Source organism: Corynebacterium sp. sy039 (genome assembly GCF_007904105.1).
In the GTDB taxonomy this organism is placed as follows: domain Bacteria; phylum Actinomycetota; class Actinomycetes; order Mycobacteriales; family Mycobacteriaceae; genus Corynebacterium.
In genome coordinates, this window is record NZ_CP042325.1 from 226461 (window position 1) to 239679 (window position 13219).

At 46.4% G+C, this 13219-nt stretch carries 13 protein-coding genes, 1 tRNA gene and 1 CRISPR repeat array; of the genes, 4 read left to right on the plus strand and 10 right to left on the minus strand.

Annotated features, from left to right (window positions below):
* Window positions 1–68: 68 nt before the first annotated feature.
* The gene (locus tag FQV43_RS01015) at window positions 69–665 is read right to left on the minus strand and encodes a TetR/AcrR family transcriptional regulator (protein WP_146338228.1); all 597 of its coding nucleotides are present in this window, start codon (window positions 663–665) and stop codon (window positions 69–71) included.
* Window positions 666–786: 121 nt separating this feature from the next.
* On the opposite strand from FQV43_RS01015, the gene FQV43_RS01020 reads away from it, so the two are divergent.
* Window positions 787–2313, plus strand: coding sequence for an ABC-F family ATP-binding cassette domain-containing protein (locus FQV43_RS01020; protein WP_168195009.1), 1527 nt, complete (start codon window positions 787–789; stop codon window positions 2311–2313).
* A 225-nt stretch (window positions 2314–2538) separates the two neighbouring features.
* Here the strand turns inward: FQV43_RS01020 and FQV43_RS01025 are convergent, their stop codons facing one another.
* Window positions 2539–3270, minus strand: coding sequence for an ABC transporter permease (locus tag FQV43_RS01025; RefSeq protein WP_371710948.1), 732 nt, complete (start codon window positions 3268–3270; stop codon window positions 2539–2541).
* Window positions 3271–3427: 157 nt separating this feature from the next.
* On the opposite strand from FQV43_RS01025, the gene FQV43_RS01030 reads away from it, so the two are divergent.
* A complete protein-coding gene (locus tag FQV43_RS01030) occupies window positions 3428–4381 on the plus strand; it encodes an aldo/keto reductase (RefSeq protein ID WP_146338234.1) in 954 nt (317 codons plus the stop codon).
* A gap of 135 nt (window positions 4382–4516) precedes the next feature.
* Window positions 4517–4589 (plus strand) — tRNA-Arg (locus FQV43_RS01035).
* A 102-nt stretch (window positions 4590–4691) separates the two neighbouring features.
* Here the strand turns inward: FQV43_RS01035 and FQV43_RS10240 are convergent.
* The 8 genes from FQV43_RS10240 to cas9 all read right to left on the minus strand — a co-directional run bounded on the left by FQV43_RS10240 (window position 4692) and on the right by cas9 (window position 12509).
* Window positions 4692–4820, minus strand: coding sequence for a hypothetical protein (locus FQV43_RS10240; protein ID WP_256371492.1), 129 nt, complete (start codon window positions 4818–4820; stop codon window positions 4692–4694).
* Window positions 4821–5065: 245 nt separating this feature from the next.
* Window positions 5066–5347: a hypothetical protein gene (locus tag FQV43_RS01040; RefSeq protein ID WP_146338236.1), complete on the minus strand. Its 282-nt coding sequence runs from the start codon at window positions 5345–5347 to the stop codon at window positions 5066–5068.
* 328 nt (window positions 5348–5675) lie between these two features.
* On the minus strand, window positions 5676–5834 hold the full coding sequence (locus tag FQV43_RS10095) for a hypothetical protein (protein WP_168195010.1): 159 nt from the start codon (window positions 5832–5834) through the stop codon (window positions 5676–5678).
* 165 nt (window positions 5835–5999) lie between these two features.
* Window positions 6000–6227 carry a hypothetical protein gene (locus FQV43_RS01045; protein WP_146338238.1) on the minus strand — a complete coding sequence of 76 codons (228 nt, stop codon included), beginning with the start codon at window positions 6225–6227 and terminating at the stop codon, window positions 6000–6002.
* A complete protein-coding gene (locus tag FQV43_RS10100) occupies window positions 6224–6367 on the minus strand; it encodes a hypothetical protein (RefSeq protein ID WP_168195011.1) in 144 nt (47 codons plus the stop codon). Before FQV43_RS10100 ends, FQV43_RS01045 begins: the two co-directional genes overlap by 4 nt.
* 379 nt (window positions 6368–6746) lie before the next feature.
* Window positions 6747–7871: direct repeats of the CRISPR family, unit length 36 nt; unit sequence GCTGGGGATCTATTCTCATTCCAGCTGATATACTTC.
* A gap of 50 nt (window positions 7872–7921) precedes the next feature.
* Complete coding sequence (cas2, locus tag FQV43_RS01050) at window positions 7922–8254, minus strand: CRISPR-associated endonuclease Cas2 (RefSeq protein WP_371710902.1); 333 nt, start codon at window positions 8252–8254, stop codon at window positions 7922–7924.
* Entirely contained in the window at window positions 8247–9149 is a 903-nt protein-coding gene (cas1, locus tag FQV43_RS01055; protein ID WP_146338240.1) for a type II CRISPR-associated endonuclease Cas1, read from the minus strand. Before cas1 ends, cas2 begins: the two co-directional genes overlap by 8 nt.
* A gap of 24 nt (window positions 9150–9173) precedes the next feature.
* Entirely contained in the window at window positions 9174–12509 is a 3336-nt protein-coding gene (gene cas9 / locus FQV43_RS01060) for a type II CRISPR RNA-guided endonuclease Cas9 (RefSeq protein WP_146338242.1), read from the minus strand.
* Between the two features lie 354 nt (window positions 12510–12863).
* Here cas9 and FQV43_RS10155 point away from each other — a divergent pair, with 354 nt between their 5' ends.
* Complete coding sequence (locus FQV43_RS10155) at window positions 12864–13193, plus strand: hypothetical protein (RefSeq protein WP_210415249.1); 330 nt, start codon at window positions 12864–12866, stop codon at window positions 13191–13193.
* Window positions 13194–13219 lie beyond the last annotated feature (26 nt).

A 13219-nucleotide genomic window follows, 5' to 3' on the forward strand; every position in this document is an offset into this window, starting at 1 on the left:
ACCTTATAGCTTCATTATCGAAGCTATTGAAGAAACTAGTGGGATTCAGAGCTTTTGGAGTCTGGTTTCTAGATGAGAACAAGCTTGTCAACTACATTTCGTATGATTTCCACGGCTTCAGTGTGACTGATTGATGGGAATTGGGAATTTAAATCTATAGAAAGTCCGTTAACTAAAGCACAAAGAAGGCCAACTGTGGGGGTGGTTGGCTGGTCTGGGGCCAGCGCTGCTTCTTTTTTTAAGATACTAAGCCAATGGGCAATACGTCTATGCGTGTGATCCGTGGCCATTCCTAAAATTTGGTTGGTTAATTCTGGATCGGCATCCGGTGCCGTTGTCCCGTCTGTTCTGGGCCAGGGGAGGGAGGAAGACTCTTTCATTGAAGAAGTAGGGAGAAATTGCTGCAAGCACTCAACTAGCCGATCGCTGGCACTTCGTGACGAGTCAAGAATATGGATATCCGATAGGTTTTTTTCGAGATATCTATCCACCACTGCAACACGCAAATCATCTTGTGAGGGAAAGTAATAACGAAGTGTACTTGCCCCGATGGATGCCTCCTTGGCTGCCTTGCGAACACTAAGGGCGCTAATGCCTTCCCTTAAAGCAAGGGTATATGCGGAATCTATGATTCGTTCGCGTTGCTTTTTGACTGTGTCCTCCATGTTTACGAGTTTACGATACTACTCAAATGGTACAGTGTACTATATGGCAAAAGGTGTGACTCTGGCTTGTGAATCGGTCTCCTATCGGGTGGGGGAACGTACTTTATTTCAGGAACTGTCAATGACTCTTGGCTGGGGAACAAAACTTGGCGTGATTGGGGAAAATGGTGCAGGTAAGTCAACTTTGTTATCGCTACTTGCTGGGGAAATATCCCCCACGTCTGGGTTGGTTGATTCCTCGTCTAAACCAGCGTTTGTGCCTCAGGAAAAAGATTTACTCAGAGGGGACTCCCTGGTCTCTGATGAGATTGCAGCGTGTCTTGCACCTTTGTATGAAATCGAAGAGGAGCTCAATCAAGCATCGCGTGAGCTGGTCGCAGGGGATTCGGGTTCTCTTGAGAAGTATAGTAATGCCTTACAAAGGGCAGAGGTTCAAGATGTTTGGTCTGCTCCGCAACGAATTGAACGATATTTATATGGATTGGGTTTAGAGTCGCTATCGCGTCGGCAGCGTGTCGATGAGCTTTCCGCGGGAGAGCGTCGCAGACTTGCTATGGCACTTACTATGGTTTCTCGGCCGGAGATTCTTCTTCTCGATGAACCGTCTAATTATCTCGATGAACAATCACGGATCTTCTTGCAAGATGAAATTAAAAATTGGGAGGGTATAGTCATTTTCGTTTCTCATGATCGGGAATTCTTGGAGAAGGTGCCAACTGGAATATGTGATCTTGATAAGAGCTTTTCCTCTCAGTATCTCTATAGGGGAGCGTACCGCGATTATTTGAAGCAGAAAGACGATGAGATTAATCGATGGAAAGAACGCTACGCTAATGAGCAAGAAGAAATTCGCAGACTTAAGCACACTGTCGCAGTGAAGGCGCATCAGATAAACCATCATCGCGCAATGAGTGACAACAACAAAAAAGCGTACGGTGCACGAGGAGATCGTGTGCAATCACAAATATCACGCCGAGTACGCGCTGCTCGGGAGCGTCTTAACCAGATTAATCGATCGTCTATTCCTGAGCCTCCACAATCTCTAGTGATGTCTATTGCTCCAACTAAAACCCCAGTGCCGTCCTCCGCGCTATTGGCTCAATTGCGATCAGTAAAAGTGAATAAACGATCGAAAAGGGCTATCACACTTGACATTGCTTCGGATGACAAAATAATAGTTACAGGTCCGAACGGCAGTGGAAAAACTACTCTGTTGGAAATCATATCTGGGAAATTAAAGCCCACTCAGGGTTCTATCCTTAAAGGTAACGAAGTTAGCATTGGCTATCTGGGACATGAAGACCTATATTGCCAGGATAAAAGGACTGCCCGTGAGATATACGACTCCTCCACCCCTGATGCGGCACCGAGGCTTACTTCTTTGGGGCTTCTAGAAAACGTAGATATGGCTGCTTGTGAACTTAGTGTGGGCCAGAGGAAGCGGCTAGAATTGGGGATTCTTTTACAAGGAGACCACGATATCCTCTTGCTCGATGAGCCTACCAACCACCTTTCATTGAGATTGTGCGAAGAACTGATTGAGCTGCTCAGTACTTGGCCCGCTTCAGTAATAATTGCGTCGCATGACCCATGGGTGAGGTCACAGCACGGATGGCGGATATTCTCCGTCGTCGAATCCGCCTTTTAGGCTTTTATATTGCCCGGGCAACGAAACGATAGTAGTTTAATGGGGCTATGGTACTGGTAGTGGTCTCACGGGAAAACGTGAATAAGTATCACCAATGAATTGACTGCCTTTGGGTAAGGGTTAAGTTGCAAAAAGTGTTTCTACGTGGGGATGTGAGGGCTAAATAGGGAAAATTGGGAATAAAAGTTGGAAATTAGGAAAGCAAATATAAGAATAGGTATATGGCTATATGGCTTGGACAGTGGAGCTCATGATGCCGCTTATGCGTAGCGCGATAGTGCTAGCGGCGAGAATAATTCCTGATGCTGCACAGCCAACGATCGTGTCAGCAATGATTTTGCCTATAAGAAGATCCTGTGGGCGGATAGTTGCCAAGATGATTTCTACGACATGAGATGCTTTTTCTTCTGTTACGCGTCCGCCGATATTACCAGCGAAGAGGAAGATGAGATAACACATAACTCCTGTGGCAATGAGTACGGTGGTAATAGATTGGATTTCTGACTCTGATTGCTCTTCATCTTGTCCGAAAGTGTGTATATTCACCTGTGATCGCGTCAGCGATTGCTCAAAGTTTTGTGGTGAGATACCGAGGCTGGTGAGTGTATTGTCGCGGTCTATTTTCTCTACGCTCTGGTTGGCAAAGTTAATGGTGAGTGTGCCAGGATGATTGCGTGCAATCAAATCGTAGCCGCGTTCTATTTTGACCACAGCTGCGTCGATAGTTCCATTGAGTACTTGCTCTGTGGCACTATCCACAGAATCAAGAGTGCTGATTTTTATGCCTGGGTTCTGACCATCTGCTACGCTTGTCTGCTCAAAAGCTGCACTATCCGTGCCAACGACGGCAATCTTCTCAGCTGCTGCATCAGCTACGGTTATGTGAAAATAGGTGCGCATGCTGACTAATGCTAAGCACGGGGTGCTTATTAGATTCCTGAAAGATAATGAAAAGATTGATGAAGTATATGTCCTATTAAATCGCTAATAATCCAGCGATGAGGTATTAAAACTGTCCTTATTGGGTGACAGGAAACGTCTTATTAGGAACGCTGAGCTGCGGAAACCTGGCGTCGTCCAGCAAAAAATGGATAAAAGGCGTACAAATGGAAGAATGACTGCAACCGATAAAAACGCCGAAAACATTGAAAACGCCGGAAACGCTAGCTCCGCTGGCAACGCTACTATCGCTCTGCTGGACGGCACCACAATCCCGCAACTCGGCTTCGGAACCTGGCAACTCCCAGGTGAGGTCGCCTATGAAGCCACACTCGCCGCCATCAAAACCGGTTATCGGCACATAGACACCGCCGCTATCTACGGCAATGAACAAGAGGTTGGCCAGGCCATTGCGCAGGCAATCGCTGAGGGAATCGTCGCGCGTGAGGATCTCTTTGTGACCACGAAACTCTGGAACTCAGACCAGGCAAAAGCTCAGGAAGCAATGGAATTATCCCTGGAGAAACTAGGCTTGGAGCGTGTTGACCTGTACCTCCTGCACTGGCCATGTCCCGGATACGGCAAGTACGTGCAGGCGTGGGAATCCATGATCCAGCTGCGCGAAGCCGGCAAAACCACTTCCATCGGCGTGTGCAACTTCTACCCAGAGGCACTCGACGAACTCATCGCCGTGGGGGAAACGCCCGTGGTGAACCAGATTGAGGTGCACCCCGGTTTTGCTCAGGATACGCTGCGTGCGGAGAATCAGGCGCGCGGGATTCACACCCAGGCATGGTCACCGCTGGGCCAGGGTAAGGTGCTGGACAATGCGGACATCGCAAGTATCGCTGAGGCGCACGGCAAAACCGCAGCTCAGGTGATAATCCGCTGGCATATTCAACGTGGCGACATCGTCCTGCCGCGCTCCTCCAACGCAGGGCGCATAGCGGAAAACTTCGCCGTCACAGACTTCGTGCTCGACGACGCCCAGATGGCGGCCATCTCTGCACTTGACAGGGTAACGAGGGAAAACGGTGCTGGAGCTGCTGGCGCGACTGATGATTCGGCTATAGCGGGACGCATTGGCCCAGATCCAAAGGACTTTAACCGGGGTACGCCGGTGGAGTGATTCCGTATTGGTGCTTGTTTTGCTGTGTATGGGACTGCTTTAAGGTCGCTGACTAGGTAATTTGCCTATTTGCTGCCTATCGGTGTAACTTTATAACTCGTTGCACAGCAACAAGCAATGCAGTGTCTGCAATGCGCGCCCGTGGCTCAACGGATAGAGCATCTGACTACGGATCAGAAGGTTGGGGGTTCGAATCCCTCCGGGCGCACTTTTGTGAAGTCTCGAGACATCGTTCCTAAAACGGTGGTTCGGGATTTTCTTTTTTGGGGGGTGCTTAGCAAAACGTCGAAGGCATAAAACGCTAGATTGTTTAGCCTTCTGGTTTTAGACCTTTGTCGATGGCTATACCTAATATGAGGTATGCGGGAAGGAAAAACGCGCTTGCTCCCGCAAGCAGCATGATAAGCCCAGCGCTTGCACCTAGTAGTGTGAATTTCATTTAGTATCTCCTTTCGGTATTGTTAAGAGGGGTGTACCCAGCTAGTTGGTGTAGCTGGGGGCTTTTCTTTCACCTTTTGCGAGTGCTTAGCCAGATGATAATCATCAGTGCGTACAATTGGCAATAGCATTTTCCCTGCTACAGCGTCATGAACCATCATATTACTACTGTTAGAGCGCTATTTTAGCGTCTCTGCTTTGTTTGCGTAGTTCTCTCAGCTCTGGAAATTTGGTTTCGTAGAGTTCTCACAAAACAGGGGGTATCCTGATAGATCTCCATATTTTACGCAGTAAGGTGTGATTGAGGTATCTGAGATCCTCCACTTTAAGCGCTTCCCTTAGGACAGTGCGATACATGGTATCAATCATTTCTTCTTCATCTAGATCAAAACCATCATCGGTATGCCAATCCAAATAGTTAGGCAGCTTAACGACGCCGTTCGTTGGCCCGTCCATATCCTCTAAAGAATCGGGCAGAACATAAGAGCGACCACACACATGACCAGGGTTTAAGGTTTTCTTGCTCATGTTCGCGATGATAAAATATCACTAGCTAAATGTCGTCTAGTATCAGTTTGGGTAGCGGATTGCAGAGCGACGTTTCGCTCAACAGCATTCTGCTACGTGAAGTGATTCTCGACACTTCACATACTTTGGGGCTGAGTATCCCCACCTACCACGACCGGGGCGCTGGGTGAGCCAGTTTTTATTTCTTCCACACGCTACAAATGTTGGCGTAAAATGACTAGCAGACTCAGGGGTACGCCCCTGTGATGGTAGGTTATCCACGATTTTCGCGTAACCCCCACATACTCTGCACACTGAAGGGAGTTAAAGAATATCTCCCGGTGTCACGTCAGTTACTGCTAACATGGCGCTCTACTCGCTTTCGTGTGTCGTATCCCAGACCAAAACAGAGGGGGATAGTAATAAGAACTACCAACCAAGGACTGAGGTGTAGAGCAATGATTGCCAGTATGCAGATTATTTCTGCTGCATAGGTAAAGATTTTCATCGTATTCTCCTATAGAATGTGGGGGTGTAATCTCCCCGAATAATTGGCGTATTTAGGGAGATTACCTGCTATCATCTGCGCTTTTCTTCAATATACTTGTAGATATTCAAGATGGTTTTCACGTTTTGTATTTGATCAGATACTCATATTGCTCGACGTGGCAGCCTAACCCTGACTGCGCCTTACCCCACGTCCAGGACGGGAGGCGTGCCATTCTTTGACTGCCTCTGCGTCCCACAGTCGCTCACGGTTAAAATGCCCCACAGGCTCAGGGGCTATACTGCGTGACACGTATGAGCTAAAGGTGCCATTGGAGCAACCGCAGTGTTCTGCGCATTGCGACGTAACCCACAACAATTTTCCGGTATCGGTATCGATTATTTGCGGATTCATTTCGCCGCCTCACTCTGAAGCACTATACCTGCGTTAATGCCAACTGCCAGTGCAAGCGTGGCGGTTAAAGATGGGTTAATGCCTTTGACTATCCCGTAGATGACGGTGGACAATCCTGCAATGATGGATAGGTATCGCATGGTGATTCCTTTCTGTGATGGTGCTAGAATTCTGGGAGGGAACCCAGCCCTGAGTAATTGGTCTATTCAGGGCTGGGTTTCTGACTACTTCCGCTTGCTCAGAAAGTGAAGTGCAATCTGAACTACTTGAAGTGCCAGTGTTGCGATCATGTAGAACATCTCCACAATCTCACTAGAGTTGTAGCCAGGATAGGATTGATTTTTTGTATATGTATTAACAATCATACAGTATGAGGTTAACTGTGAGGTAGTGCTTACGTCACATGAGTTCACTGGTTTCTTGTGAGAGAAGTTTTTAAGAATGCTCTGTTGAGTATTGTACTATAGCCTTTTTGTTAGTTGATGCATTTCATTTCTGTTTAGCATGATCATAAAAACGGCTGGAGGTCTATTCCCATTCCAGCTGATATACTTCCACCATCGTGACTAGGCACCTCGCCTCAGCTGGGGATCTATTCTCATTCCAGCTGATATACTTCACGAGATAGCTCGAAATCTTGTTGAGGTGCTGGGGATCTATTCTCATTCCAGCTGATATACTTCTCTTAATCATTCTCGCTCTTGACTTTCTGCTGGGGATCTATTCTCATTCCAGCTGATATACTTCTTTGTTCAATGTGCTAGACAACACCATAGCTGGGGATCTATTCTCATTCCAGCTGATATACTTCTTACCATGCGTTCCCCCGCCATCGACTGGCTGGGGATCTATTCTCATTCCAGCTGATATACTTCCGAGGCGGGAAATGCCGTCGGGATGCTTGCTGGGGATCTATTCTCATTCCAGCTGATATACTTCTCAAAGCAATTACGATGATTGGGGCAACGCTGGGGATCTATTCTCATTCCAGCTGATATACTTCCCTTCTTCTGCACCGTTTTCAGCATCCAGCTGGGGATCTATTCTCATTCCAGCTGATATACTTCACGACGATGACAACGAAGAGTTCGATGAGCTGGGGATCTATTCTCATTCCAGCTGATATACTTCGCAAGATTGATTTTGCAACCTTTGAGCGGCTGGGGATCTATTCTCATTCCAGCTGATATACTTCAAAATTATCAATTCCATCTACAGCCCATGCTGGGGATCTATTCTCATTCCAGCTGATATACTTCTACTGAAAAGCAGCATTACTTGGAATGAGCTGGGGATCTATTCTCATTCCAGCTGATATACTTCTCAAACGCGCGATTATTGATTCTGCCAGCGCTGGGGATCTATTCTCATTCCAGCTGATATACTTCTCTTGGAGCTCAGGTATTTCATCTTCCCGCTGGGGATCTATTCTCATTCCAGCTGATATACTTCTCACCAAGTTTCCTACACGGTAGAAGGTGCTGGGGATCTATTCTCATTCCAGCTGATATACTTCTGCCCTCGTGTCCGTCCCATTTAACTTCGCTGGGGATCTATTCTCATTCCAGCTGATATACTTCTGAGGTAGATGAGGGAACGGGGAAGTAAGCTGGGGATCTATTCTCATTCCAGCTGATATACTTCCTAGAGGGCTGAAAATGCCTCTCTAGGAGGTATTTTCTTCTTTCTGTAAGCTAAAAAATCTGCAGTTGTTCTGGGGTTTCTTCTGATTTTTCGACAGTCCCGTTAGAAAAACGAAAAGCCTCACTCCACTGTTTATCAGTGAGCGGAACAATCCGTACCTCGCCATGTACCGGAAGGCGACTCTTGAGATTACGCGCAATTTTAGAGAGGTTCACCCCTAAAGGGAGGTACTGAACATACACACTGTACTGAACCATACTGAACCCATCATCCAACAAACTATTACGGAACCTAGTAGCCTCTCTGCGTTCAACTGCTGTCTTCACAGGAAGATCAAACATCACCAAACACCACATACCATCCTCCCGCCTTGGCCTACCCATGAGTGACACGCCCAATCCACTTAGGTACAGAAAGACTAGAAACATCACCTTCCACATAAAGACCAAAATTACGTGAAAGATCATTCAGACAAGTATCAACGGCCGAACCATCATCAGAAAATTGCTGCTTAATACTATGCGCCACTGTGCGTTTAATATCAGAACCTGAAAAGTCTTCTCCCAGATCTAAATTCTTCACCACCAGATCTACGACAGGTCTGAATGGTTCGATAAGATCATCCACCAAGTTGAAAGCATTTGAACGGCCATGATGAAACACACCTAAAGCTGGCCATAATCCTGCACTATATACTGCCCGTATCCCAACACCACGTAGAATAGTGTACCCGTAATTAAGGGCTGAATTATATGGATCACTAGAAAGCTGCTCCCGTATAAAACCAGCAGATAATTCCAAATGTCTCCAATAGAATCTCGCAGCCTGCCCCTCAATATTGTCAGGATCACCAGAACGAACTTTTTTAGCTAAAACATCAAGAAAATCTGCTTCTTTTATGGAACCAGTTGCCCGCAGCGCAAGAGCCTGGTTTTGCACCTTTGCTCGGATAAGAGCAGACCACGCACTCTTCTTCTTAGGTAACGAAAGACCTGCCTGAGCAATTTGTCTGGCGCCAACTCGTGTATGCGATGACCAGCCAAAAGCACCAGACTGAGGAATATGCCTCCAATCTAGAAACATGAGTGGAATACCCAGTTCACCCAGTTTTAGCATCAGCCCACCACTGACTGAACAATGGATACCACCAAGAACCATCTGAATTTCAGCTAGAGGAATAGCAGTAGGTTCGCGCTCATCTGGGCACACCATAAGCTGTCCCCGTCTATAACTCAGCTTTCCTTTCAACTGTGATGCATCGATCACACGCCAAGACATAACTACTCCATGGGGTAAGTATGACTACTTCATACGGTAAGTAACTGGAAGACCTCTAGAAGAAGACACACGAACCCTACCGTGAACATCTCTACGGATAATCACTGGATCAGCTTCGCCAAATATTTTATTAATTGCAGATCTCCAACCATGTGTTTTTCCCCCGTCAGGGGATCCAATAATTTCTTTCAAATCTGGAAGTGCATCTTTAGAAAGTCCCTCTGCGGAGAGCTGTGCAGGTCTAAGGCATAGTTGAGTAGCTGATTCAAAACCTCGAATACGCCATCGGCGTATATCGCCAAATTTATCCAAGAGCGTGATTACCTTTTCCGTAGCAATCTTAGCTGTATCGAGCATAAGTTCATCGTCAACAACAAACCATGTTAGGTATTCTGCTTTACCCTCACGAAGTGCTTTACGCAGTTTCGGTTCTGCTTGTCTTACAGAAATTGTTTGAGGAGGGAGCTCTACCTGGAAAAGATCCTGGTTTTTATAACGTGCCAGATCAACGGTATACACACGCAGCATGGCGTAGACATCTTTCTTGCCTCCTGTGATGCGGTACAGACGTGCATGATGGAAAGAAGAACCTAGCTCAACAAAACCACCATTAAGAGCGAGTGCCCCTGCTTTTTTACTGAAGAGTTTGATCTCATCTTGAGCGCTATAGTGTGTGCCATTTACTTGGATCTGACGTTCGAGATTCTCAGGAAGTCCTTCTTTCCAATCAAAATCAGGGCAACGCGTTAATGCAGTCCATAATGCAGGAGAGAAAGCACGGTCAATTTGATCCATCGAGATAGCTGAACCCAGGGTAACAGTATTCAGAGGTTGGATAGTTTCCTTGTGGGCCTGCCCATTACCTAAACGTAAACGCAAGTTTTCCGAAACAGGAATACGGTCTTCATCAAGAGCTATTTGGAGTTGAGGCACTAGTACGTTCATACGCTTCAACCAGGTTTTGAACACGGTTTTATCCGCGATGGTTTTACCGGTATATTCTCGCCAATCACCATAAGTAGTGTCTGGGCGTTTCGTGAGCTTTTGCTCCGACCTCAGACTATCTCGCTCCGTTAAAATTTGCGCAACCGTCGCCTGCATAAGGGCAATAACAGCAGCATCAATGGCATGGTGACGTCGATCCAATCGATTTTTCCCAGAACGTCCACCGATAAGACGAATTTTATCCTCAACGCCGGAAGCCCTACGCGCTGCAGCGGTAACAGAACCACGAAATACTCGTACAGTCACTTCTGATCCGAAATGATGAGATACACGGTGACGCAGTTCGTTGGCCATCCAAGAAACAGATTCTTTACTCCGTGCGTCAATCTCCTCATCCTCAGAGACACGCTTCAAACGGAAGATAACCTGTTGCTTAAAATCATTCATTTCGCGAGTATTGAGACCAGCGTCCGTAGGCCACTGCTTCACCCGATCAATGGCACTTTCTACGCTCACACCGGTTTTGTCAGTTTTCTTTGCCCACACGGCAAAAGGCAGTTTCCCTTTAGAACGGTTACAGTTAGCACACGCTGCAAGGAGGTTGATACGCGAGTTGGTGGAACCGACACCTGCCCGTGGAACAATATGATCTAATTCTGCGTTTTGCATGGTAATTGTGGAACCACAATAAGCACATTGCCCATTTTGACGCTGGATGGCCTGATATTTCATGACAGTATGACGATCAGGGCGTCCTTCTATATTCAGAGTAGTCATCATGGATTGGATGACATCTTTGTTCCTCTTTGCCCTATTTTCTTGACCACGGGATATCTCTCGAGCGGATTTCTCACTCTTGAACCCATCGCGCATACTTTCCACATTGATGGATACAGGGGTACCCCAACGATGTTCAGCCATCATCAGCCAACGGTTTGTTGCCTTGAGCACACGGTCAACTGCAGGGTTACCGGTTGGCTGCCCAATGGGGGCGGCAGCGGGCGCCCAGTCATCATCCACACCAAATTCTGCCCTACGCGCTGCATGAAGATCAGCGACATTATTAAGCATATAAGTACTAAGCCTCTGCAAGGTCTTTTCTGAATAAGCGGAACGTCCATCTGGAAGATGTAAACTTTCCAACTTTTCTAAAGATTCCGGTGGCATGGAACGAATTAGCGAGGAAGCTGCGATTGCTTCCGGACTATCTTCTGACGGAGCCTCTACATTAGAGAGTTCACGGATGAGTGCATCCTTAGAAGCATTATTAGCTGACTTCCAGAAAGTTTTAAATTCTTTAATGGAAGTATTGCTCATTGTTTGTTCAACATTATTGATCGGTGGAGCAGAAGTAACACGTTCACCGTCGTCGTTCGATGATGCTGTTCCACGGAGATCGCCACGATCAATTCCCAGTAATTCTGATACGTCAGCCCAGGTGGGAAAGTTTTGCTTTGTCCAGGTGTTAAGAAAATGAAAGGCTTTTTGGCGTTCTGCCACACTCAGAGGACGTTTTTCTCCTAGAGATGTGCCATTACGTTCTTGGATACGGATATTCGCTAGTAAGGAGATAATGCGATATTCCTGGAATGCTCGGGTAGCACGCCAGGCTTTGTATTGAGATGGATCCAGTTCGTCCTTGCCAACACGTCCTTCTGCGGATCCCTTGGGGCTTTTGGCGTAAAAAACTTTCTCGATCAGATCATTGAGGAAAGTCTTCTCAAGTTCCTGGGTACGGCCGATAAGTAGTAGTTCCTGAACAAAATCTTTCTGCTGCAGGCGTTCAGAAAATAAACCGTCTTCACCGCGAAGCTTAATTGTTCCTTGTGGCAATCCCATCACCATAAGAGCCAATGTTTCTGGAGTTTCTTGGTTTTCCTTTAGACCAACAATTTCTCTGAATTTCTTTTCAATGGCGGCATATCCATCGGAATGGGAGCTGGTTTCGCTCATCATGCTTTTCACGCTGGTGTATGGGTTTCGCCAACCACGGTGCCTTGCAATGTGGCGTGCCGCGTGGGATAAAGCAAGCTTTAGTTCATCTGTGTCGGTAATTTTTGCTTCTGCAAGTGCTGCACGTGCTTTCCAACCAATTTTTTCTGGCGATGAATCCAGATCTGGCACTGGGTAGCCATTCTGAAGTAAAAATTCGTCAAGTTCTTTGAGGCGGCGTTTACGTTGTCGGTAAAGTCTTCTCGTTCGGCGTGCAACACCAGATACCATTCGACGTGTTTGAGCTGTTTTCTGAGAATCAGGATCCAAGCCTGCGTCATGAATCAGAGACATGGCATTGAGGATGCTGATGGGCATATCATGCTCGTCAATTTCGATTGCTGCGAATCCAATGGAGTGTAGACCGACGTCGATTCCAACGCGGTAGCGTTTGTGGGATGGGGAAGGAAGTGTAGATAACATAGTGACTCCAAAATAAAATCGACCACCCATTGGATGGTCGAAAACTATGTTATATAAATCGCAAGTTGCGATGGAGCATTCCAATGATCGCTATCGAGGCGATCCTTACTGAGGATCTATTCTCACCTACACATTTTAGTAGAGATATTTTCCTTGTGCAACTTTTGATTTGTATAATCGTGTTTTAACCATCCTGCTGGGAAAACTCTTTAAGTATATAGCCTTCATCTGGGAAAATCTATCACATTAAAGATATCTATTTGGATTGAGGGTAAATTCTTTACTGAGAAAAAGCTAGGAGTGTTGATATATTGATTTCTATACATTAGCAGAATAGTTTTGAGGTGATTTCTCATGAAAATCGTTGGGAAATATAAAGCTTATCTTGAGGAAGTTCCATACACTGTTGAGGGTCTGCAATCTCTTAAGGATGGTACCTTACTGAAATCGAAATTATTTTCAGATTACCCCACCGTCTATATAATCTATCGAAATTTAGGAACAGAAGAGAAGCCAATGTATAAGGTGTACATTGGGGAAACGAACAGTATCTACGATAGGACAAAGCAACATATCAAAGATGACTCTCGTCTGCCACAACAGAGTAATGGTAAAGATATCGGTGAAGCTCTATTCTTCGTCGGCATCAAATCTGGATTGGGTTTCAAGACGGAGAAACTTTGATGTTGGTGATCGCACACGATCTATTC

Bases quoted from the DNA above. Each gene is read 5' to 3' on its own strand.
- cas1 (WP_146338240.1), bottom strand. From the start codon at position 9,149: ATGTCTTGGCGTGTGATCGATGCATCACAGTTGAAAGGAAAGCTGAGT.
- cas2 (WP_371710902.1), bottom strand. From the start codon at position 8,254: ATGGGTAGGCCAAGGCGGGAGGATGGTATGTGGTGTTTGGTGATGTTT.
- FQV43_RS10095 (WP_168195010.1), bottom strand. From the start codon at position 5,834: ATGAAAATCTTTACCTATGCAGCAGAAATAATCTGCATACTGGCAATC.
- FQV43_RS01030 (WP_146338234.1), top strand. From the start codon at position 3,428: ATGACTGCAACCGATAAAAACGCCGAAAACATTGAAAACGCCGGAAAC.
- cas9 (WP_146338242.1), bottom strand. From the start codon at position 12,509: ATGTTATCTACACTTCCTTCCCCATCCCACAAACGCTACCGCGTTGGA.
- FQV43_RS01040 (WP_146338236.1), bottom strand. From the start codon at position 5,347: ATGAGCAAGAAAACCTTAAACCCTGGTCATGTGTGTGGTCGCTCTTAT.
- FQV43_RS01020 (WP_168195009.1), top strand. From the start codon at position 787: ATGACTCTTGGCTGGGGAACAAAACTTGGCGTGATTGGGGAAAATGGT.
- FQV43_RS10100 (WP_168195011.1), bottom strand. From the start codon at position 6,367: ATGCGATACCTATCCATCATTGCAGGATTGTCCACCGTCATCTACGGG.
- FQV43_RS01015 (WP_146338228.1), bottom strand. From the start codon at position 665: ATGGAGGACACAGTCAAAAAGCAACGCGAACGAATCATAGATTCCGCA.
- FQV43_RS10155 (WP_210415249.1), top strand. From the start codon at position 12,864: ATGAAAATCGTTGGGAAATATAAAGCTTATCTTGAGGAAGTTCCATAC.
- FQV43_RS10240 (WP_256371492.1), bottom strand. From the start codon at position 4,820: ATGAAATTCACACTACTAGGTGCAAGCGCTGGGCTTATCATGCTGCTT.
- FQV43_RS01045 (WP_146338238.1), bottom strand. From the start codon at position 6,227: ATGAATCCGCAAATAATCGATACCGATACCGGAAAATTGTTGTGGGTT.